Source organism: Sphingobacterium sp. UBA6320, assembly GCF_002440335.1.
GTDB lineage: Bacteria > Bacteroidota > Bacteroidia > Sphingobacteriales > Sphingobacteriaceae > Sphingobacterium.
This window is the reverse complement of the sequence record NZ_DJTA01000024.1, coordinates 1-22,273: the sequence shown is the minus strand read 5'-3', so window position 1 is coordinate 22,273 and position 22,273 is coordinate 1. Positions and strand designations below refer to the sequence as shown.

Annotated in this window: 17 protein-coding genes, 1 tRNA gene and 1 CRISPR repeat array; of the genes, 14 read left to right on the top strand and 4 right to left on the bottom strand. The window is 38.8% G+C overall.

All coding sequences use genetic code 11. From position 1 onward, the window contains the following. Positions 1-384, top strand: coding sequence for a GntR family transcriptional regulator (locus B3P23_RS15875; protein ID WP_045755740.1), 384 nt, complete (start codon positions 1-3; stop codon positions 382-384). Beyond that, the gene (locus B3P23_RS15870; protein WP_045755739.1) at positions 381-1,241 is read left to right on the top strand and encodes a hypothetical protein; all 861 of its coding nucleotides are present in this window, start codon (positions 381-383) and stop codon (positions 1,239-1,241) included. The genes B3P23_RS15875 and B3P23_RS15870 overlap by 4 nt, the downstream gene beginning before the upstream one ends. 77 nt (positions 1,242-1,318) lie before the next feature. Here the strand turns inward: B3P23_RS15870 and B3P23_RS15865 are convergent, their stop codons facing one another. Together B3P23_RS15865 and B3P23_RS15860 are read right to left on the bottom strand one after the other, a co-directional pair. After that, positions 1,319-1,825 carry an ecotin family protein gene (locus B3P23_RS15865; protein WP_248754419.1) on the bottom strand — a complete coding sequence of 169 codons (507 nt, stop codon included), beginning with the start codon at positions 1,823-1,825 and terminating at the stop codon, positions 1,319-1,321. Between the two features lie 216 nt (positions 1,826-2,041). Then, on the bottom strand, positions 2,042-2,776 hold the full coding sequence (locus B3P23_RS15860; RefSeq protein ID WP_045755737.1) for an SIMPL domain-containing protein: 735 nt from the start codon (positions 2,774-2,776) through the stop codon (positions 2,042-2,044). Between the two features lie 140 nt (positions 2,777-2,916). Here B3P23_RS15860 and B3P23_RS15855 point away from each other — a divergent pair, with 140 nt between their 5' ends. The 9 genes from B3P23_RS15855 (at position 2,917) to B3P23_RS15815 (ending at position 16,724) form a co-directional block, all read left to right on the top strand. Beyond that, positions 2,917-5,715 carry an alpha/beta hydrolase family protein gene (locus B3P23_RS15855; RefSeq protein WP_293927925.1) on the top strand — a complete coding sequence of 933 codons (2,799 nt, stop codon included), beginning with the start codon at positions 2,917-2,919 and terminating at the stop codon, positions 5,713-5,715. A gap of 185 nt (positions 5,716-5,900) precedes the next feature. Beyond that, positions 5,901-8,087 (top strand): glutamine synthetase III, encoded by a 2,187-nt coding sequence (locus B3P23_RS15850; protein ID WP_094772772.1) that lies wholly within the window; start codon positions 5,901-5,903, stop codon positions 8,085-8,087. A 163-nt stretch (positions 8,088-8,250) separates the two neighbouring features. Continuing rightward, a complete protein-coding gene (locus B3P23_RS15845; RefSeq protein WP_052627568.1) occupies positions 8,251-8,679 on the top strand; it encodes a c-type cytochrome in 429 nt (142 codons plus the stop codon). Positions 8,680-8,933: 254 nt separating this feature from the next. After that, positions 8,934-9,013: transfer RNA gene (locus B3P23_RS15840), tRNA-Leu, on the top strand. Positions 9,014-9,180: 167 nt separating this feature from the next. Continuing rightward, entirely contained in the window at positions 9,181-9,861 is a 681-nt protein-coding gene (locus B3P23_RS15835; protein WP_045753743.1) for a response regulator transcription factor, read from the top strand. Then, positions 9,858-11,192: a sensor histidine kinase gene (locus tag B3P23_RS15830; RefSeq protein ID WP_293927918.1), complete on the top strand. Its 1,335-nt coding sequence runs from the start codon at positions 9,858-9,860 to the stop codon at positions 11,190-11,192. Before B3P23_RS15835 ends, B3P23_RS15830 begins: the two co-directional genes overlap by 4 nt. A 68-nt stretch (positions 11,193-11,260) precedes the next feature. Further along, positions 11,261-12,514: a TolC family protein gene (locus tag B3P23_RS15825; protein WP_293927915.1), complete on the top strand. Its 1,254-nt coding sequence runs from the start codon at positions 11,261-11,263 to the stop codon at positions 12,512-12,514. A gap of 10 nt (positions 12,515-12,524) precedes the next feature. Beyond that, entirely contained in the window at positions 12,525-13,628 is a 1,104-nt protein-coding gene (locus B3P23_RS15820) for an efflux RND transporter periplasmic adaptor subunit (protein WP_045753740.1), read from the top strand. A 3-nt stretch (positions 13,629-13,631) separates the two neighbouring features. Then, positions 13,632-16,724, top strand: a complete 3,093-nt coding sequence (locus tag B3P23_RS15815) for an efflux RND transporter permease subunit (RefSeq protein WP_248754413.1) — start codon at positions 13,632-13,634, stop codon at positions 16,722-16,724. Between the two features lie 62 nt (positions 16,725-16,786). Here B3P23_RS15815 and B3P23_RS15810 read toward each other — a convergent pair whose 3' ends face one another. After that, positions 16,787-17,953: a homing endonuclease associated repeat-containing protein gene (locus B3P23_RS15810; RefSeq protein ID WP_293927909.1), complete on the bottom strand. Its 1,167-nt coding sequence runs from the start codon at positions 17,951-17,953 to the stop codon at positions 16,787-16,789. Between the two features lie 249 nt (positions 17,954-18,202). Here B3P23_RS15810 and B3P23_RS15805 point away from each other — a divergent pair, with 249 nt between their 5' ends. From B3P23_RS15805 to B3P23_RS15795, 3 genes are all read left to right on the top strand, one after another. Beyond that, positions 18,203-19,120, top strand: a complete 918-nt coding sequence (locus B3P23_RS15805) for a carbohydrate kinase family protein (protein ID WP_293927906.1) — start codon at positions 18,203-18,205, stop codon at positions 19,118-19,120. Between the two features lie 158 nt (positions 19,121-19,278). Continuing rightward, positions 19,279-19,626, top strand: coding sequence for a helix-turn-helix domain-containing protein (locus B3P23_RS15800; protein WP_293927903.1), 348 nt, complete (start codon positions 19,279-19,281; stop codon positions 19,624-19,626). Continuing rightward, positions 19,620-20,906, top strand: a complete 1,287-nt coding sequence (locus B3P23_RS15795) for a type II toxin-antitoxin system HipA family toxin (protein ID WP_045753736.1) — start codon at positions 19,620-19,622, stop codon at positions 20,904-20,906. The genes B3P23_RS15800 and B3P23_RS15795 overlap by 7 nt, the downstream gene beginning before the upstream one ends. A 72-nt stretch (positions 20,907-20,978) precedes the next feature. Here B3P23_RS15795 and B3P23_RS15790 read toward each other — a convergent pair whose 3' ends face one another. Then, entirely contained in the window at positions 20,979-21,761 is a 783-nt protein-coding gene (locus B3P23_RS15790; RefSeq protein ID WP_293927900.1) for a patatin-like phospholipase family protein, read from the bottom strand. A 202-nt stretch (positions 21,762-21,963) separates the two neighbouring features. Continuing rightward, a CRISPR array of direct repeats spans positions 21,964-22,259; the repeat unit is 30 nt; unit sequence ATTTCAATTCCAAGATGGTGCGATTAAAGG. Between the last annotated feature and the right edge of the window lie 14 nt (positions 22,260-22,273).

Here is a 22,273-nt window from a genome sequence, read left to right as displayed (position 1 = left end):
ATGGATTTTAATGCTAATAAAGCCATTTATCTCCAGATAGCAGCGTATGTATGTGATCATATTCTGCTGGGGACTTGGAAAGTGGAGGATAAGCTGCCTTCGGTACGTGAACTTGCCGTACAATTGGAAGTAAATCCAAATACCGTGATGCGCACTTATGATCTGCTGCAACAAAAAGAAATTGTTGTCAATAAACGAGGAGTTGGATTTTTTGTGACCGGTACATCGGTAGAAAATGTAAAGGCATATCGCAAAGCCGTTTTTTTAGAAGAAGATCTCAATCCGTTTTTTAGAAATATCTATTTATTGGAAATTAGTTTAGATGAACTCAAGCAACGGTATCAATCTTTTATCGAACAAAATTTTAAAAATAACGAATTATGAAACTGAGTAGTAAAATATTGATAGGCTTGGGGATAGCATTATTTATTATTCCTATAGTCACCACTTCTTATATTGTTGGCCATAATCGAGTGGACACAAAAGTGTACGAGGATATTCTTCGTCAAGAGGGAACCGATCCCAATACAAAAGATACGTATCTCAAAACAGTTAAAGGAAATGATTTTAAAAAGATCAGCATTACGGGAAATGATAGTTTAAACTATGTTATATCTATAAAATTATTTATTGTTAAAAGTGATAAGTATGCTGTTAAAATTGCAAAATCCGATGCCGAACGGTTAACAATATCATCTAATGATCATGCCGAGTTAAATATAAAATTTCATAATTCTGATAATTTAATTAATGTTCCCATCTATATTTTCACACCAAATCTACAAGAGATAGATATAAAAGATTTGATGGTTAATGAGTTTTCGACCAAGCAGGATGAATTAACGATCGTAGGAAACCATGTTTCAGGATTTATCATCAATGATGGAACAGAAATCAATAATTTTAATTTTATACTAAAACATTCCGAATTTGCAATCAATAATGGACAGCAAAATCAACAAGTTTCATCAAGTTTAAAACACTTATATGTTGATTTAGATAGTTCCAATGTTAATTTTGCAAAACAAAATTATGAAAGTGTCCAAATTAAAGCTAAAGATTCACAGGTTTATTTTACTGGTGAAAATGAGGGAAGGTATTTGAAAAATATGAATTTAGAGACTTTTGGGACCAATACGATTGGTTTCAGTGATTATCAAATTGGGGCTTTAACCGGAAAACTTTCAGATGAAACGAAAACAGATTTTACACTTTCTACCTTGCGCAAATTTTTAAAATAACCATTTAAACAAGGCTCTTATTAAACTAGAATCGCTCTTCAATTTAAATTGAAGAGCGATTCTTATATCCCATCAAACTATTTTGTACTTTTAACAGTAACCTCCGCCGCTTGATAGGTTTCAGGTTCTGCCTTATAAATTTTAAACTTTACTTCATAACCTTCCGGAGCATAAATGACGATTGGCATTCTACCATTATATTCCGTCATCACCGATGGAGCTTGCACAAAAGTATTCTTTTTTTCACCTTGACATAGCATTTTAGTCATCCCAACATTCCCATCTGTTTTGAATACATAGTAATGATATCCCCAACCCTCCAAATCTTTCTTCTCAAATTCTCCTGCGAGAAAATAACTATTGCACGCATCCGTCTCCACATATTTACCCGCAAAAAACTCAATTTTTTTATTGTTATCAGCAGCTATTCCAGCATGAGGCACTTCGATAACATATTTGACCATGCCTTTTTCTGGAGCAGGAAACACATGAGTGTCCTGTTTAAGTAATGTTTGCGCCATAGCAGATATAGATATCAATAAAGTAGCAACGACCATTCCTGTTTTTAACATTAACTTTTTCATATCTCTCGTTTTTTATCCTGTTTATTATAGAGGATTGGAATGATAATTAAGCTATAGGTTTAATCAATACCCGCTTATTTTTATCTTGAAAGACTATTTATCTCTTGATTGTAACGTTATTCGCTTGGTAAATAAGTTGTTGCTTGGTTTTTATGATGAAATAATTTTTTTTAGATCAGTGCACACCGTCAGGTGTACCTTTTGATTTGACAATGGTTACTGGGGCAGATAGCTCGCTTTGACCGTAATATTTGCTGTCTTCTTTCTAGAGGTGGTATTGAAGGCTCCTCCATATGAAAATTCCTCATTATCGTTTTGACCGGTGATCTGAAATACGCCAAGATCAGCCTTCACTAATTGTCCCAAAGAAGAAGCCGATTCTGCTGCAATATTTGCAGCACGCTGATGGGCATTTTTAGAAGCTTGAGAAATAAGTTCCAGTTTTAAATCTTCTAACTTAGAATAATAGTAATTGGGAGTGCTGGAGCTTAATTCCAATCCCTGCGAGATCAAGGTAGAGATTTCACGAGATGCATTGTCAACCTTATTAAGATCACGTGACTCAACACCAACGGTCTGCGACAAGGTATAACCTGAAAACGTATTATAACTCGTTCCCTTACCATCCGTATGGTATTCAAAGTCCTTAATGATATTAACCGCTTCAAATCTAATCTCTTCGGATTTCAGTCCTTGAGCGATCAAAAATTTACGTACTAATTCCCGATCTTCAGCAAGCTGATCAGAGGCGATTTTTAGATCAAAATTTTTGCGACTATAACTTGCGTTCCATTTTACTAAATCAGACTCAAAATCTTTCTTTGCGTTTCCGTTTACGGTGATCGTTTGCGATGACTTAAATTTATAGCGATAGGCGTTGCTAAAAAGACATGCCGCAACAATAATGACAATACCTGCAATGAGGGCAATGATGATTGGATTGTATTTCATAATCAGCTATTCTAATAAGGTTATTTGTACTTATACAGATTACATATGTAGCAATCATGATACCAAAAAAACTGCTAAATTTGAATTTAAATAGATAATTTGCAGTTTTTGAATTAGAGTATTAATATAAGTGATAAATAATGAATAAAAAAATCATTCTTATAGGATTGTTTGCAATGCATGGGACAGCATTATTAGCCCAAAAGAAACCACTGGATCATACCGTCTATGATAGTTGGCAAAGTTTGAGTGCCAGTGAAATAAGTGTAAGTGGTCAATACATATCATTTCAGGTTATCCCTCAAGAAGGGGATGGCAATTTCTATGTAAAAGATAATTTAAATAAAGCCGTATTTTCCTTACCGCGAGGCTATAATGCCCGTCTAACGCGCGATGAAAAACATATCATTTCATTAATAAAGCCTAAGTTTGTCGATACACGCCAGGCAAAGATCAAGAAAAAGAAGGCAGAAGATATGCCGAAAGATTCTCTTGCTGTGTATGCGATAGCAACAGGAAAACTGACCAAGTACGCGGATGTTAAATCATACAAACTGGCAGAAGAGGCTAGTGGATATTTCAGTTTTTTGACTGACGGAAAAACAACTGCACCTGCAGATACAACCGCGTCAAAGACTAAAAAAACAACTAAGATCAGTACTTTACATCTTTTTGATTTAGCGACGGGTGATACCCTTAATTTTCAGCAGGTCGATCAGTACGATTTTAATAAGGCAGGAGATAAACTTGTTTTTACCAAAAAAGCAGAAGCAAAAGACTCAACTTCCAATATCGCGGGCGTTTATTTATATGATCTGACGAATAAAACCCTTAAAAAGATCACAAATGGTCGTGGTACGTATAAGAACTTTACTTTTGATGACTTCGGAAATCAATTGGCCTATTTAGGCGATAGAAGTGCAGAAAAATCGTTGGTCAAGGATTTTAATCTCTATTATTATACCGCCCAATTGGATACAGCACGTATTGCTGTTCAAAAAAATACCACAGGAGTACCTGCGAATTGGGCTGTAAGTGGCGACGGAGATTTAAAATTCAGTAAAAATGGTCAAAAGCTATTTTTAGGTTTGGCTCCTATACCACGTGTCAGAGACACCACATTAGTTGATTTTGAGCATGCGAAAGTAGATGTCTGGCATTGGCAGGACGACTACCTGCAGCCGCAGCAATTGGTAAACTTAAAAAAAGATCTTGCACAAAGTTATTTAAGTGTATTTTATCCGCAGCAGGGAAACCGAGTTATCCCTTTAGTAGATGACAAATTCAATCCAGTACGGACAACCGTTGAAGCAGATCAAGAGTATGTGTTGGCAACCACGGATTTTGGTAGAAGAGTCCAAACACAGTGGGATTATCGCAGCAAGCAAGATGTATATGTCGTGTCAACTGTTTCAGGAGCTCGTCAATTGGTCGCTGAAAACTTATCTGGACAGGCGGTTTTATCTCCTGATGCACAGTATGTACTTTACTTCAACCAAGACAATGGCAATTGGTACTCCTATCAGATTGCTTCAAAGAAAGTCATCGTATTAAATGATGGTCTTCCAGTATCTTTTGTCGATGAAGATAACGATATGCCGGCCAAACCTAGCGGTTATGGTATGGCTGCGTGGGGAGCTAACGGCAAAGGGGTATATCTCTACGATAAATTTGATATCTGGTATTTTGCCTTAGATGGATCTGATAAATATCTGGCGACAAACGGATACGGTCGTGCATCAAGTACAGTATTGCGTTATAAGAATTTGGACCATACGCAAACTAGTAAATGGAAATCAAACACACTCGATGAGCGTCAACGTGTGATTCTGACTGCTTTTAACGAAAAAACGAAGGAAAACGGATTTTATGAAATGCGTGGAAAACGTAAAGATCCGAAAGTGATCATGATGGCACCTCACGTTTTTAGAAACCTTCAAGCATCTGACGACCAAAAGCAATTCATCTATACAAAAGAAGATTATGTTCATAGTCCTGATTTATATGTGAATAACAATACCTTTAAAAAGGAAGAGCAATTGACAGCGTTAAATCCGCAACAGGCCAATTACAATTGGGGAACAGCAGAGTTGGTACAATGGTCGACACCAGCAGGTCATCAAGCAGAAGGAATTCTGTATAAACCCGAAGATTTTGATCCCAACAAGAAATACCCTGTTATTGCTTATTTCTACGAAAAGTTAACAGACGGCTTGTACAATTATCAAGCCCCTGCACCGACACCATCTCGTTTGAATATCCCATATTTCGTGAGCAATGGGTATTTGGTTTTTGCACCAGATATTTCTTATGTAACAGGACAACCGGGGAAATCAGCTGAAGAATATATCAATTCGGGTATGAAGCATCTGGCACAGAATAGCTGGGTTGATTCTTCCAAATTGGGTATTCAAGGACAAAGTTGGGGAGGCTATCAGGTGGCGCATCTCATCACGGCAACAGATATGTATGCTGCAGCATGGGCAGGTGCACCAGTTGTAAATATGACCTCAGCTTATGGCGGTATCCGTTGGCAAACCGGTATGTCAAGACAATTTCAGTATGAAAATACGCAAAGTAGAATAGGTAAAACGTTGTGGGAAGCCCAAGATGCTTACTTGGCCAATTCACCGCTTTTCCATCTAGATAAAGTCAAAACGCCTGTCGTTATTATGGCAAATGATAATGATGGAGCAGTGCCATGGTATCAAGGTATAGAAATGTTTACGGCATTGCGTCGTTTACAGAAACCGGTTTGGATGTTAAATTACAACGGTGATGAACATAATTTGTTGTTAAGACAGAATCGAAAAGATATCCAAATACGAGAGCAACAGTTTTTTGATCATTATTTGAAAGGTGCTCCTGCACCAAAATGGTTGAAGTCAGGAATTCCTGCCAAAGAAAAAGGAATAGATTGGGGATTTTCCGTAGATTAATATTAAAAAAGAGCTTATTTGTTACAAATAAGCTCTTTTTTTTATCGCTTATTTTATTTGTTGAAGGTTTTTAATAAAAAAATCAAAAAAAATTTCAATTTTTATTGAAAACAACATATTTTTACAAAGTAATTTGATGAAAAATCAAAACAAGGGTATTAAAAACTTAAAATCTGAATCATATAATGTCTAACTTAAGATTTCAATCTGTTGAAGCAGCTGCATCACGCAAAAACGCTTCTCTAAAAGTAGAAACAAAAAAAGCAACCGAAATTTACGGCAAGAATGTTTTTTCAATAGCGAAGATGAAAGAATATCTTCCTAAAAACTCCTACAAAGAGTTAGCACAAGCTATAGAGGAAGGATCTGCAATTTCTCGTGATTTGGCAGAGCATATTTCACAAGCCATGAAAAGCTGGTCACTATCTAATGGTGCTACACATTATACCCACTGGTTCCAACCGTTGACAGGATCTACAGCTGAGAAGCACGATGCTTTCTTCGAGCCGGATGATAATGGTGAGGCTATTGAGAAATTCACGGCCGATGCTCTGGTACAACAAGAGCCTGATGCGTCAAGTTTTCCAAATGGAGGTATCCGTAACACATTCGAAGCACGCGGTTACACGGCTTGGGACAGTTCATCACCCGCTTTTCTTTATGAGACAGGTTCAGGTAAGACATTATGTATTCCCACAGTTTTTGTATCCTATACAGGAGAAGCACTGGATTACAAAGCACCATTGTTAAAAGCTGTAAGTGCTATTGACAAAGCTTCTACAGATGTTGCACAATACTTTGATAAACAAATTACGAAAGTAAATGCTTCTTTAGGTATTGAGCAAGAGTATTTTTTAGTAGATCTTTCTTTATATAATGCACGTCCAGATTTACAATTGACAGGCCGTACCTTATTTGGTCACATGTCTGCCAAAGGACAACAATTAGATGATCATTATTTCGGAGCGATTCCAGAACGTGTCTTAGCGTTTATGGTAGATTTGGAAAATGAAGCCTTAAAATTAGGGATTCCATTAAAAACGCGTCACAATGAGGTAGCGCCATCTCAGTTTGAGTGTGCACCGATGTACGAAGAGATGAATCTTGCCATCGATCATAACCAATTATTACAAAATCTGATGGACCAAGTTGCATTGCGTCATCACTTTAAAGTATTATTGCATGAGAAGCCTTATAGCGGTGTCAATGGATCAGGTAAACACAACAACTGGTCATTAATTACCAACACAGGTGTTAATTTATTATCCCCAGGTAAAACTCCTAAGACCAACTTGATGTTTTTGACCTTCTTTGTCAATATCATCAAAGCCGTATATGAGCATGCTGACTTACTACGTGCTTCTATTGCAAGTGCAAGTAATGATCACCGTTTAGGTGCCAATGAGGCTCCTCCAGCTATTATCTCGATCTTCTTAGGATCACAGTTGGATGATCTTTTAGAAGAGGTAGAATCAGCTCGTGTGGCTAAGAAAGTAAAATCTGAAGCTAACTTATGGCACGGTATTCCTAAAGTTCCTGAATTGAGATTGGACAATACAGATCGTAACCGTACATCACCATTCGCATTCACAGGTAACAAATTTGAGTTTAGAGCAGTAGGTTCTTCAGCAAACTCAGCATTGCCAATGACCGTTTTAAATGTTATTGTAGCCAATCAATTGATTGAATTCAAAACCGAAGTTGACAAACAAATTAAAAAAGGAATCAAGAAAGATTTAGCTTTACTTAATGTTGTTCGCAAATACATCAAAGATTCAAAATCAATCCGTTTCGAAGGTAATGGCTATAGCGAAGAGTGGGAGAAAGAAGCAGAAGCAAGAGGTCTGTCTAATATCAAATCTACTCCTAAAGCATTAGACGTTTACGTTAAAGAAGAGACGATTCAATTATTTGAAAGACTAGGTATCTATACCAAACGCGAGAGTGAAGCACGTCACGAAATTTTGTTGGAAAACTTCTATAAAAAACTGCAGATCGAAGCACGTGTTATTGAAGAAATCGTTAACAATCAAATCGCACCTGCATGTTTGATTTACCAAAATGAATTGATCAAAAATGTTCAAGGCTTGAAAGACCTAGGTTTAGGTAAAGAAGCATATAGCTCACAATGGAATTTCTTAGAGCGTATCTCTTTACATGTAAACACGGTTCTTGAAAAAGCGGAAGCGATGCGTAAAGAGCGTAAAAAAGCAAATCAGATCGAAGATATGCGTGAGAAATCAATCGCTTATGATGAGATCGTGAAGCCTTATTTTGATGATATCCGTTACCATGTCAACAAATTGGAGAAAATTGTTGATGACCAAAAATGGCCATTACCAAAATTGCGCGAATTATTATTCATTAGCTAATCTCACTATTAAATAAACAAAGAAAAGCGATTCCGTCTGGAGTCGCTTTTCTTGTTTTTGCACATTTTGTAACAATCTCCTGTATTGTCATATTAATTTCATTTTATTGTAGGTTATGATCGCATCATTTCTTACATTTAGTTATTAAAAGAAGAAGAAAAAAATGAAGAAAATTAATTTTAAATACCGGAAATTATGCTTGGTCACGGCAGTCATTGCTGCGACGCTTTCTTTGAGTGCATTTATTCCAAATCAAGAAAAACCAAAGGAAGAAAAGTTTTCCAACCTCAAAGTATTGCCCAAAAATACGACTCCAGATCAATTGAAAGCAGTTATGCATGAATTCAATGCATCCCTAGGCGTAAAGTGCGGATTTTGCCATGCCCCTTCAAAAGATGATCCTAAGAAAATGGATTTCGCCAGCGATGAAAATAAACATAAAAATGTCGCGCGCGATATGATGAAAATGACTGCTAAAATCAATAAGAAATACTTTCATAAAAACGATAAAGAAGGGGAGATCAAAGCCATCTCCTGCAAAACTTGCCATAACGGACAGAAACATCCCGAGATGAAAATCGCGAGTCTATAAAATCGTACATAAAAAGGAAGCATCAGCTTTCTTTTTATGAGCATTGGGGATATTTTGATTCACGTTATCGTACGCACTGCGCGATCTTGGAAGACCAGATGCATATTTTCTGAGGAATGATTTTATTTGATGTAAAAATAAAATCATTCATAATCAGATATTTCCTTGCTAAGGTGTATTTTTATTTTGCATATATCAAAAGAATATCTACCTTTGCATCACTCCAAACAACGAAATACTTGTTTGAACGGACCGCCCGGATGGCGGAATTGGTAGACGCGCTAGTCTCAAACACTAGTGGGAAACCGTGCCGGTTCGATCCCGGCTCCGGGTACCGAAAAAGGATCTGAAGTTAATTCTTCAGATCCTTTTCTTTTTACATCCCCTCACACTTTATGCGCGTCAGCAGAGCTAAGCTAGATTAGAATTTCATTAGATAGCTATATTTTTACCCATTTTACCCCTAGCTTTCTTTAAATTTGTGAATTAAAGTACAATACCATGCAGATTTTAGTTGTAGAAGACGATAAACGGATCAGTGATTTTCTAATTAAAGGATTAGAAGAAAATGGTTATATGGTTACCTTATGCCGATCTGCTGAAGAAGTGATCGCAGATTTTCTGAATATCGCATGGGACTTATTGATTGTTGATATCATGCTTCCGGGTATGGATGGCAGGCAATTGGTGAGTACGCTGCGTTACAAGAACTGTCATGCGCCAGTGTTGATGCTGAGCGCATTGAATACGGTACAAGACAAGGTCGATTCCTTAGACCTAGGAGCGGATGACTACCTCACCAAACCCTTTCATTTTGATGAATTATTATCCAGGATCAAAGCATTGACCCGCCGCAGTCAGATTGGTTTCGAAATTAAAAAAAGCCAATGTATTCAAGTCGGTGCACTAACCATTGATAAGGATCAGTACAAAGTCTTTGACGGCGATCAGGAATTGGAACTGTCTCCCCGAGAATTTAAACTGCTGATGTACCTCGTTGAAAATCAAAATAAAGCAGTCAGTAGAATTCAGATCCTCAATGCTGTTTGGGGAATTAATTTTGATAATCAGACCAACGTGGTTGATGTGTATATCTCCTATGTTCGCAATAAGATCGAAAAGAAACAAAAGTATATATTTACAGTAAAGGGGGTCGGGTATCTATTTAAATTGGAGCAATGAATTTAAAGAATCGTCTTTCTGTATATGCTGCTTTTATTTTTGGAGTGATTATTTTGATCGCTTCGACGATCATCTATGTTTCCTTCTACACCAGAATGGAAGGGCAGGAGTTTCGAAATCTGGAAAGTAAAACCCTGCTGTCGGCACTTTTTTATCTGGAGAAAGATGAGGTGTCCTTTATTGAACATGAAACCATTAAAAATCAGCTTCAAAAGAATATTTCTAAACGTAATATCCTGGTCGTCGATTCGCTCAATCGACGTTATGACGGACAGATGGAAGAAGATATCCCCATTTCGGCTGAATTTTTTGATTTAGTGCGTAAACAAGACGTTGCACAACTCAAAACAGATGCATTTTTTTATAATGGACTTTATTATCATGATAATGAAGGCGATTTTGTGATCGTCACGCGAGCTTCAACCGCTGAATTTCAAGATCAAATGCAATTGCTGCTCCATATCTTATTGGCTGTTTCTTTTATCGGGCTCATCTTGATCCTCATCTTTTCCCAATTTTTAGGCAATATTGCTTATGATCCCATCCTGAAGATGATCAACCAGATTAAAAAAAGAGACGATCAAAATTTTAATGAACCGATCGTTTTAAACAAATCCTATCAAGAAGTCCAGGAGCTGGTGGATACTTACAATCATTTTGTTGAAAAACTAAGCGAAACCTTTTCCATTCAGAAAAACTTCATTGACTATGTGTCCCATGAACTGCGGACTCCACTTGCAGCCCTCTTGGGTACGCTGGAAGTCAGTAAACAGAAACCTCGTACCGTCGAGGAACATGAGCAGGTCAATTTGCAGCTCAAACGGTACACCGAAGACCTTCGCGATACGATCGATCATATGATGATCCTTTCGGGAGCAAAGACCAATTTCGAAACCAAGATCATCCGTATTGATGAGGTGCTATGGGAGATTATAGAACAATTGACTTTGGTGCATGGCGCTCAAATCAATGTTGATATCCAAGTGGTGGACACGGACATCCTAAAAGTCGATGCCAATGATAAGCTCTTGCAACTTGCCATTCAAAATATCATTTTGAATGGGGTGAAATATTCCAATAATCAACCCATCGTGGTGCATCTCAAATCGCATACAGGTAGATTATTAGTTGAAATTATAGATCAAGGTATTGGTATCGCGCCAGAAGAACTTATTCGGGTCACCGAAAACTTTTACCGAGGAGAGAATGCCCAAGATTTCAATGGAAAAGGAATCGGTCTATCCTTAGCCAATGTAATTTTTAAATTGCACCATATCCGTATGGACATCAGCTCCAATAAACAGGGAACAACAGTTTCCTTGTATTTCTAATCAAATTCTAATCTACTTCGAAATTCCTGTTAATCTACCAACACTAGCTTTGCTAAAAATAGTAAAGAGTGAAGATATATTGGTTTATCGGTGTTTTGCTGTTGACAGTTGGTCAATCGCGAGCACAAACGTACACGTTACAGGAATTGAAAGATATGCTCTTGCAGCATAATGGGCAATTGATCGCTCAAAAATATCAGATAGCAGCCTCCGATGCACTGATTGTGCAAGAAAAATTATGGTCCAATCCCACCTTAAGTATCAGTGAAGTCAATCTCTGGAAGAATGGTACATCGGAGACATTGCCTTATCTGTTCGGAAAATATGGACAACAGCAACAAGTTGCGGTAGAACTGGAGCAACTGATTGAAACGGCTGGAAAACGTCAAAAAAGAGTCCATCTCCAATCGTTAGAAAAGAAGGACGCCTTGCTCGAATACGAAGAACTGCTACGCCAATTGCAGTTTGAGCTCGATGAAGCCTATTGGAACTATACGGGAGTTTCGCGAAAAGAAGCGCTTTTAGATACCATAGTCAATCTATATCAAAATTTAGAACAGCAATATAAACGTCAGTCGGATCTTAATAATATTCCTAAATCTGACTATCTGCGTATTCAATCGGCCTTGATGAATTTTGAGAAAGATCGGGTAGAACTCTATGCCGACAAGAATAATTGGTTGACCAAAATTAAAATTTTGACCCAACAAGAAGCGATTGAAAATCTACAAATTGAACAAGCCGATATACGCTTGGATTTAACTCAAAAAATCCCGCTTGATATCGAAGATCAGTTATGGGATCAAAATATTGGCTATCAAAAGCAGATCAACGAACGGGATAAAGCACAGCAACAATTACGGATTGAAAAAGCTGAAAAGACCCCAAATCTAACCTTTCAGTTGAGCTATGATCGTGGTGGAAATATCATGCGTGATTTTGTAGGAGTAGGGCTGAGCATGGATCTACCCATATGGAATCGCAATAAAGGAAATATCAAAGCGGCAGAAAGTAGGACCAAGCATGCCGAATCCGAACAACAGGTCTTGCTCCATCAACTTAAAGGGCAGCTCCAAGATCTGAAATATCAAGTGCAACTTTATGAAGCTACCCTGTTGAAATCACAACAGATCGCATCCGAAGAACGAAAAGCCATGATTGCCAACTACCAAAAACATCTACAAAAGAAGCAAATCACCTTATTGGAGTTTATAGACTTTATCGAAGCCTATCAAGAAACCGAAACGGGTATTGTCGATATGACCCTATCTTATCAATTGGCGTTTGCTCAGCTGCAATATTTAACAGGACAAAAATTTTAATAAGATCATAATGAAAACCAAATTAACATATGTATCGATGGTTGTTTTGATAAAATTGCTATCAGGATGTGCAGCTGATAGCACCACAACTACAACCGGGCATGTTGCTGATACTACCAAATTTTGCCTGAGTGAGCAGATGAAAAAAACGACTGTTATCAGTCCAATTGATCGTTTACCGATCACCGAACAACTGTCTTTATCCGGAAAGATCGATTACAATGAGAATGATCTGGTGGCTTTTAGAAGTTTATTGGAAGGTACAGTAGAACGTGTCGGATTTGAACTGGGTGATTATGTCAAGGCAGGACAAATATTGGCCACCATCAAATCAACCCATGTACAAGAGCTATTTCAAGAACAGCGCAATTTCCAGAATCAAATCGCGATGGCGACCAAACAATTGCAGACCAAAAAAGAATTGCTACAGGACGGGATGGTTGCAGGTACCGAAGTACTGACCACAGAGCATGAATTAGCAAGCTTAAAAATAGAATTGGATCGCGTACAACAAGTCTTAAAAATGTATCGCGCCAAAGGGCAGGGATCCTTTGAAATTGTAGCACCCAAAAACGGCTACATCATTCAAAAAGCAGTCAGTGTCGGTCAGAGTATTTCGGCAGATCAAGATCCGCTTTTTTCGATATCCAATCTCAAGCAAGTGTGGGTGATGGTCAATATCTACGCCAATAATTTGAAATACATCAAGGAAGGCGATGCGGTAAAGGTAAAAACGATCGCACAGCCTGATATTTTTTATGCAGGTAAAATTGATAAAATATACCATGTATTTGATGACAATGAACACGTATTAAAAGCGCGTGTGGTTTTGGAAAATCAAAATTTACAGTTGATGCCCGGTTTAGCAGCCGATATCATTATCGACAAGTCCAATGCAGGAGCTGAAGCCTATGCAGTGCCCAATGCCGCCATTGTCTTTCACAACAATAAAGAATATGTCGTTATTTATAAAAATGACTGTGCTATTTCGACCAAACGCATTACGACGCTCGCATCCAATGAGCAATATACATTTGTTCAGGAAAAATTCGAACAAGGTGAGCAGGTCATCAGTAAAAATGCCTTGTTATTATTTGAACAGCTAAATCCCTAAGGCATGCAGAAGTTAGTACAAAATATCGTGACCTTTTCGTTGCGAAATACCACCGTTATTCTTTTTGCAACGATAGCATTGCTATTTGGGGGTATATATGCCCTACGCCATACCGCTATCGAAGCATTTCCTGATGTAACCAGTACGCGCGGCCGTATCATCACGCAGTGGCCCGGTAGAAGTGCAGAGGAGATGGAAAAACTGGTCACCTTACCGATATCAAAAGTGATGAATAGTATACCGCACAAGTCCAATATTCGGTCCATATCCTTATTTGGTCTCTCCGTGGTGACCGTACAATTTGAAGATGGAGTCGATGATTTTTATGCACAGCAGTACATCTCCAATAAGCTGAGCGGCGTCCAGCTGCCCGAAGGTGCCAGTGCTGAAATTGAACCTCCCTCGGGAGCGACAGGAGAAATCTTTCGCTATGTGATCAAAAGTGATCTTCCATTGAAGGAAATTACAGCCATACAGGACTGGGTGATTGAGCGCGAATTGCTTTCTGTCTCTGGAGTTGCCGATGTGGTGAGTTTTGGTGGAGAAGAGAAAACCTATGAAATCAAAATCAATCCAACAGAATTGAAAAATTTTGACCTTTCTCCATTAGATGTTTATGAAGCCGTATCCAAGTCCAATGTCAATGTGGGTGGAGATGTCATCGAACAGGGAAGTCAAGCGTATGTCGTGCGTGGAGTAGGTCTATTGGATAAGATCGAGGATATTGGCAATATTACGATTAAATTAAACGGTTCTACCCCCATTTTAATTAAGAATGTGGCCGAAGTGGTCATCTCCCATAAACCCCGTTTAGGACAGGTCGGCTACAATGAACACAACGATATGGTCGAAGGGATTGTGGTCATGCTGCGTGGAGAAAATCCATCAGCTGTAATTGAAAATCTGAAAGCAAAAATTACCGAACTGAACGAACGCACATTGCCCGACAATGTGAAGATCGAAACTGTTATCGATAGAACCAAATTGGTGGACAATACCGTCAAGACAGTATCTAAAAACTTGGTAGAAGGGATCCTGTTGGTATCACTGATTGTTTTTATTTTTCTTTACAACTGGAAGTCCACCTTTATCGTCGCCTCGGTCATACCGCTCGCATTCCTGTTTGCGATTATTATGCTCAAAATACAAGGATTGCCGGCCAACCTGATCTCCATGGGATCTTTAGATTTTGGACTGTTGCTGGAGGGAACTCTTGTTATTGTCGAAACTGTTTTCGTTGCCATGGCTACCTTATCGCATCGGGTAGGGGCAGAGCGTTTTGCCAAAATGAGCAAGCTGGGGGTGATCAAGAAAAGTGCAGGTAGTGTAGCCTCCTACATCTTCTTTGCACTGCTAATTTTGATCGTTGCACTATTGCCGATCTTCTCCTTTCAAAAAGTAGAGGGAAAGATGTTTACCCCATTGGCATTTACATTGGGTTACGCGTTATTAGGATCCCTGATCTTAAGTTTGACCTATGTTCCGGCGATGTGTAAATTGTTGTTTACCAAAAATATGGAGGAGAAGGAAAATATGATCACACGATTTTTCCAGAAAACAATTTTTGGTATGTATGCCACCGCATTTCGATATAAGAAAGCGACCATTGGTCTATTTTTAGGCATTTTAGCCTTATGTCTTTTCAAATTTATGCACTATGGATCTGAATTTTTACCCAAGCTCAACGAGGGAGCCATTTACATCCGTGCGACTTTGCCCAATAGCGTCAATTTGAAAGAATCGACCCGTTTGACGACAGAAATGAAAAAACTGATGCAGAAAGATTGTGAAGAGATTGATTTTATTTTAACACAAACTGGTCGGCCAAATGATGGAACAGATCCTACCGGATTTTTTAATATCGAGTTCAATGTCCAGTTGAAAGATGCGAGCGACTGGAAGAGAAACGTATCCAAAGAAGATATTATTCAAGAAATGCGAGCCAAATTAGATCACTATCCCGGTATTACATTTGGATTCAGTCAGCCCATCCAAGACAATGTGGAAGAATACGTTGCTGGTGTGAAGAGTTCATTAGTGATCAAGATCTTTGGCGACGATCTCTACGATCTGGAGAAATATGCAAATCAAGTGGCCAAATCCATTTCAAAGGTTCAGGGTATTACCGACCTCAATGTGTATAAGAATATTGGATTACCGGAATTGAAGATTCAGTTGCACGATTCAAAGATGGCAAAATATGGGATTCAGACACGCGATGTACAGGCTGTTATTGAAATGACGATCGGCGGACAGGCAGCGACGACCTTTTATGAGGGCGATCGACAGTTTGATGTCATCCTTCGTTTTCAAGAAGCCTATCGCGATACGCCCACCAAAATTGGCAATATTTTGATCCCCACCAGTAATGGGCAGAATATCCCTTTACAGGAAATAGCAAGTATCAATTACCAGACAGGACCTGCATTTATCTATCGTGAAGGCAATAGCCGTTATATCGGTGTTGGATTTAGCATCGACGGTCGTGATTTGGGCAGTACCATCGCAGAAGCCAAAGAAGTAGTAGCCGCAGAAGTCAGTCTGCCAAAAGAAAATCACATGGAGTGGGCAGGAGAGTTTGAGAGTAAAGAACGTGCTGCCAAGCAACTTGCTTTAGTAGTTCCGATTTCTTTAGTTCTGATTTTATTGTTGCTATATGCCAATTTTGGCAATGTAAAAGATACCGCTATTGCCTCGCTCACGTTGCCTTTTGCCTTTATCGGAGGATTTATTTCACTTTGGGCCACAGGTACCATCTTTGGGATATCGGCAGGTATTGGTTTCATTATCCTATTTGGCGTCGCCACGATTGATGGGATCGTACTCATTGGAGTCATCCGCGACAACCTCAAGCATAAAATGAAATTGAAAGATTCCATTATACAAGGAGTCCGAAGCCGGATCAGGCCTGTAGTCATGATCGCCTTAATGGGATCGATGGGTCTACTGCCGGCAGCCCTATCAACAGGGATGGGTTCTGAAATCCAGAAACCACTGGCCATCATGATTGTAGGTGGACTGTTGATCTGTTTGGTGCTTTCGTTCACCATTTTACCCGTTGTTTTCTATCTCGCTTATCGTAAAGAAAAAGCGTAAACCATATGGAAATATAGCGTAATAAAACCCTCAATGACTACATTGAGGGTTTTATATTGATGTTATCTGTGATTTCGATAGGGAGGTTTATTTAAGATATCGCGCAGCTCTTCTTCCGAATATTTTTTACCTCCCCTAAATGCTAACTTAAAATGACACACGAGCCGAAGACCATTCATAGAAAAAAACCTCTTTTCGTAAATATCTCTTGAATATCCGGTCAGTTCCTGTAATTTATCCCGGGGCATACCATTTGGATATCCATGTGCTAAGCTTTTTGTTTTATAAAGTTCGGCAAGTTGTTTTTTCGTGAGCTTACATCTTGTCGGTGTTTTATGTGCAGGTTCATGTCCTATCGATAGAATAAAATCATTCAAAGGTTGGTTGAGATTCCAGACGATACCACTAGGTGATATTTTCATCTTTTTAGCCAGTTCTTTTGCGGTTGGCTTACTTGTATTTTTCTTCAGATTCAAGTAGTGGTCTTTAACGCTAAATTTAGTCACCGGTATCTTTGTTCCTGCCATATAGCACAGATTATTCCACCCAAACTTTTCTTTGAGGTACCATAGCGAAGGAAAATTTTCAGGTTTCAATTTTTCATATGTTTTGCCGTATTTAATTTTATGTTTTTTGATGAGGTTGATGACCTCTTCTTTCGCTTCGGCATCAGTCATCGTGGTGATTCTAAAATAGGAACGGAGACCGACATATTCGAGTACATCTGGCCATGAATTAAGTCCAAAATGTGTAAAATACGACAAATGATTGTAAAGACCATTCTTGGCTCGGCAATCTCCAATAGTTGGGACCTTTTGATGTTTCAGATAGTATTGCAGTAAGGAGTTTTTAAGTTTCATCTTGGACGGTACCCTTCGCGAATTAGGTTCATAGCCGGCAGCAGCTATAAATTTATTCCACGATCCAAAATATTTACATATAGTACCATTTTTCCTGGTAAATTCTCGACGCATCGGGATGCGTCCATGTAATTGATAAAAATCATGTACCATTTTAAACAATTCCTCGGTAATCTGTGCTGTTGTTTTTTTTACGTTAGGTTGATAGCCTGCAGCAGCTATAAAATTATTCCAGGTTCCAAAGTACCGACGCGCGATCGTATTGATAGCTTCACGTTCACGCCTTATCGGAATCCGGCCATGTTGATCATAAAAATCTTTGATCTCGGAAAAGGCATTCGCAATAATTTGATCTTTATTTTTATTCAAGACTTATTATTTTATTAAAAATAGGGTTATAATATTGTCTTTAAATTAAGAAGTTAAGTGCAACTTTCAAAATATACTTTAAAATAGAGGATGATACAGGCCTATTTTTAATAATTTTACAACAGGATCAGATTGATCGCCAATCATTTCTTCAATTATGAGTAAATTAGCACATAGAAAGAGTAGGATTGCGTATTAAAGACCGCTCCTGTCATTTTTCTGTTCAATATATTTTTATTAAAAACTCATATGGCAACACCTGATATTAAAGTAGCCTGTTTTGGCGAAGTACTATGGGATATATTCCCGGGAGGAGATCGAAGAGCTGGAGGAGCACCTTTCAATGTCGCTTACCATCTCTCTAAAATGGGCGTTGAAGTCAATATGATCAGCAGTGTTGGACATGATGAATTAGGCCGTGAACTATTGCAAAAAATACAGGACTGGAAAATCTCGACAGCAGGAATACAGATCAACAATACCTATCCAACAAGCACCGTTGTCGCTACGATCGATGAACATCATGATGCGCACTATGATATTGTTAGCGACGTAGCGTGGGATTATATGGAGTTGAATCCTGTCAACCAGGCTATGGTAGCCACATCCGATGCACTGGTTTTTGGATCATTGGCTACCCGCAACGAACGAACAAGAAACACCCTATTCCAATTGTTAGAAGCGAGTTCATACCCTGTTTTCGATATCAATCTGCGTGCACCACATTATGATGTACATATTATAAAAGATCTGTTGTATAAAACGCACTTGGCCAAATTTAATAAAGCCGAACTGCGTATGCTGATTGATTTTATGGGTAAGTCGTATACCACAGAAGAGGATAGTGTGAATTTTCTGCGAGATACCTTTGGTATTGGAGAGGTGGTCGTATCCAAGGGGAGTAAAGGAGCGCTATATGCCGATCATCATGATTTTTATTCCATACCGACCATTCCTATTCAAGTAAAAGATACTGTTGGTAGTGGTGACTCCTTTTTGGCCGGTTTTTTATCCAAAAGATTGGAGCAGGGAACTTCCGCAACCGCAATGATGCATCAAGCCGTTTCCTTAGGCGCATTTGTTACTGCTCAGGAAGGCGCTTGTCCAGAATATACATTAGCAGATTTTATTTCCTTTCGAGAAGATGCCGCTCAGAAGCATGGATAAGAACTAAGGTAATTTTTCATTTTACTTAATGAGTGATATTTGAGGCATACAGTAGTTATTTTGCTCTTTATGCATTTTATTTCGTACATTAGATTGTGATTATTTTATATTACTTTAATGAATGAAATAATACGCATTAATACTGAAAAATTATGCTTATGAATGATATAGTGGACATTAGCTTGCTGTCGGATAAAGCCATTCTTCAAAAAGTAGGTTGGTTTATTCAACAGACCCGGATCAAGCAAAACCTAACCCAAAGCGAGTTGGCAGCACAAGCCGCTATTAGCCGCTCTACCTTAAGTTTGGTCGAGCGCGGAGACAATATATCGCTCATCAATCTGATTAAAATATTACGCACCTTAAATGCGCTGTATGTGTTAAATGATTTTGAAGTAAGAGAAGAATTAAGCCCTTTACAACTGGCAAAGGGCGAAAAGCAGCAACGTAAACGAGCCTCTAGATCACAATCTGAGCATCCAGATATAAACGATTTGGGATGGTAACGACAGCATTTATCAATATCTACGGGCGGCGCGTAGGCGCAGTCGCCTGGGATGCAGATCGAGGTCTTGCTAGTTTTGAGTACGACCCCAAATTTCCAATAGACCGCTTTCCTATTGCCCCCATTAAAATGCCGGCAAAAAATAGAATATATAATTTTCCGGAATTCAGGGATAGTGAAACTTTCAAAGGTTTGCCCGGGCTTTTAGCAGATGCTTTACCAGATCGTTACGGGAGAGATTTAATAAATGCCTGGCTTGCCCGACAGGGGCGTCCTGATAATAGTCTGAATCCCGTAGAGTTGCTCTGCTTTATTGGTAAACGTGGAATGGGAGCCTTAGAATTCGAACCCGTGTTGAGCAAGGAGTCAGCTTCTTATGAGGTAGAATTAAGTGATTTGATCGAAACCACAAAAGCTTTATTGGAGAACAAGGAGACCATCAACCTAAAAACCAATAAAAGCATGGAAGATGTGATGTTGGATGTGTTGAAAATGGGAACTTCGGCAGGAGGTGCACGTCCCAAAGCCATCATCGCTTATAATGAACAGACGGGACAGGTGAGATCTGGACAAACGTTAGTTGACGAAGGTTTTGAGCATTGGTTAATCAAGTTTGACGAGGTGAGCGACGTGCAATTTGGTGTGTCAAAAGGATACGGAAGAGTCGAGATGGCTTATTATCAGATGGCCATAGACTTTGGTATTGACATGATGGAATCGCGATTGATTGAAGAAAATAATCGGGTGCACTTCATGACCAAACGTTTTGATCGTATAGCCGGCAATCAAAAAATTCACAGCCAGACATTGTGTGCCTTGCAGCATTATGATTTTGCAAATATTTCCTCCTATAGCTATGAGCAAGTCTTTCAAACCATGCGTCAGTTGCGGTTGAGCTATGCAGAAGCAGAGCAAATGTACAAGCGCATGGTCTTTAATATCATCGCACGAAATTGTGACGATCATACCAAGAACTTTGCCTTTTTAATGGATCGCAGAGGAAAGTGGACATTAGCACCTGCATACGACATCTGTTTCGCATACCGTCCTGACAGTGTTTGGGTGAGCCAGCATAATTTAAGTGTCAACGGCAAGCGCAAGGATTTTTTGAGAGCAGATCTACTGACGATAGCCGAGCAAAATTCCATTCGATATCCGGAAAATGCAATCAATGACTGTCTGCAAATTGTACGTAATTGGAAAGATTATGCCACGAGATGTGAAATAGATCAGGAGAAAAGAGAATTAATAGACCACGCTCTTATAAAGGAATTGAAATAAACCGTTTTCTATCCTGCACCAGCAGGTTAAAAGTGAAGAAATCTTTCCCGTCGGAATGAACGAGCGGAGGTATTAACCAACCTCCTTCTTCAAGGTGATAAATTCCTTGTCAAATGCTTTAGCATAGTTATATCCAAACTGGTATATCTGATCCACTTTACTGGTGTCAAATGTTTTAAACTGATTGATCTCCTCCGGCTGTAAGAATATATCGCAATCACCAGGAGCTTCAGCCCTAATATTGGAAGTCGTGATCCGGATGATGCGTTCCACAATCTGTTTGTAGTTGAGTCGACCTTCAGAGCGGTTGACCGGATTGACATTGATGCCGATACTTTTGTTGCAGGTCGCTTTGATCTGCTCCACCGGAAAGTTATTCACTATTCCTCCATCACACAGAAAACGGTTGTTTTTATAAGCTACAGGTTGAAATACCAAAGGAAAACAGCAAGAAGATTTAACCGCAAAAGATAGTGAACCTTGATTAAAGATCAGCGACTCCGCATTAGTTAAATCCGTCACGGCAACATAAAGCGGCATTTTTAAGCCTTCGAAACTGTCGTGAGGAATATACTTTTTAATAATTTTTTCAAATATATCTGCACTAAACAGTCCATCCGTTCTAATAGAAAAGTCGGAATAGGTGAAGAATTTTTCTACTTTTACCAGTTCCAATATCTCTAGCGGAGCGTACCCTTCGGCTATAAAAGCACCAACCAAGGCTCCAGCACTTGCTCCAGATATCGCGTGAAGTTGTATATCTAATTCCTTTAGATATTGCAGGATGCCCAAATGCGCGATTCCTCTGAAACCACCACCAGATAGTGTAATTCCTATTTTGTTGTTTACAATCATTTCAATTTTTTGTAAGAATGCCTATTTCAACTCAGCACCATTCCAATATTTTTTCTATGATCGGATTGAGGCCTTTTAATTCAAATTTAAGTTTATTTAGTTAAATAACCAGTAAGTTGTAGGGTTTAAATATGGACTGGAGGTTGCTGTTTGCTTGACTGCCGAAGGTGATCAAGGCTTTGATAACTGAGTGGCGTTAATTATTTCAATTCCAAGATGGTGCGATTAAAGGTTGAGTGGCAAAAAAGATTGATCCAAGAGCTAGATAAATTTCAATTCCAAGATGGTGCGATTAAAGGTTTTGGATCCCATCGACCTGATCTAGCTATTGTAGAATTTCAATTCCAAGATGGTGCGATTAAAGGTTGAGAAAACAGGTTTTCCATCTGTCTCAATTCCAATATTTCAATTCCAAGATGGTGCGATTAAAGGCATAAGGCAGCGTTGCGACACTGATAGCAGGGTTATATTTCAATTCCAAGATGGTGCGATTAAAGGCGTGACAGGAAAGA

What these genes read in the sequence shown, in the direction of transcription:
- B3P23_RS15795 (WP_045753736.1), top strand. Translation starts at nt 19,620, where the DNA reads ATGGTAACGACAGCATTTATCAATATCTACGGGCGGCGCGTAGGCGCA.
- B3P23_RS15875 (WP_045755740.1), top strand. Translation starts at nt 1, where the DNA reads ATGGATTTTAATGCTAATAAAGCCATTTATCTCCAGATAGCAGCGTAT.
- B3P23_RS15805 (WP_293927906.1), top strand. Translation starts at nt 18,203, where the DNA reads ATGGCAACACCTGATATTAAAGTAGCCTGTTTTGGCGAAGTACTATGG.
- B3P23_RS15855 (WP_293927925.1), top strand. Translation starts at nt 2,917, where the DNA reads ATGAATAAAAAAATCATTCTTATAGGATTGTTTGCAATGCATGGGACA.
- B3P23_RS15800 (WP_293927903.1), top strand. Translation starts at nt 19,279, where the DNA reads ATGAATGATATAGTGGACATTAGCTTGCTGTCGGATAAAGCCATTCTT.
- B3P23_RS15820 (WP_045753740.1), top strand. Translation starts at nt 12,525, where the DNA reads ATGAAAACCAAATTAACATATGTATCGATGGTTGTTTTGATAAAATTG.
- B3P23_RS15860 (WP_045755737.1), bottom strand. Translation starts at nt 2,776, where the DNA reads ATGAAATACAATCCAATCATCATTGCCCTCATTGCAGGTATTGTCATT.
- B3P23_RS15845 (WP_052627568.1), top strand. Translation starts at nt 8,251, where the DNA reads ATGAAGAAAATTAATTTTAAATACCGGAAATTATGCTTGGTCACGGCA.
- B3P23_RS15870 (WP_045755739.1), top strand. Translation starts at nt 381, where the DNA reads ATGAAACTGAGTAGTAAAATATTGATAGGCTTGGGGATAGCATTATTT.
- B3P23_RS15865 (WP_248754419.1), bottom strand. Translation starts at nt 1,825, where the DNA reads ATGAAAAAGTTAATGTTAAAAACAGGAATGGTCGTTGCTACTTTATTG.
- B3P23_RS15835 (WP_045753743.1), top strand. Translation starts at nt 9,181, where the DNA reads ATGCAGATTTTAGTTGTAGAAGACGATAAACGGATCAGTGATTTTCTA.
- B3P23_RS15850 (WP_094772772.1), top strand. Translation starts at nt 5,901, where the DNA reads ATGTCTAACTTAAGATTTCAATCTGTTGAAGCAGCTGCATCACGCAAA.
- B3P23_RS15830 (WP_293927918.1), top strand. Translation starts at nt 9,858, where the DNA reads ATGAATTTAAAGAATCGTCTTTCTGTATATGCTGCTTTTATTTTTGGA.
- B3P23_RS15790 (WP_293927900.1), bottom strand. Translation starts at nt 21,761, where the DNA reads ATGATTGTAAACAACAAAATAGGAATTACACTATCTGGTGGTGGTTTC.
- B3P23_RS15815 (WP_248754413.1), top strand. Translation starts at nt 13,632, where the DNA reads ATGCAGAAGTTAGTACAAAATATCGTGACCTTTTCGTTGCGAAATACC.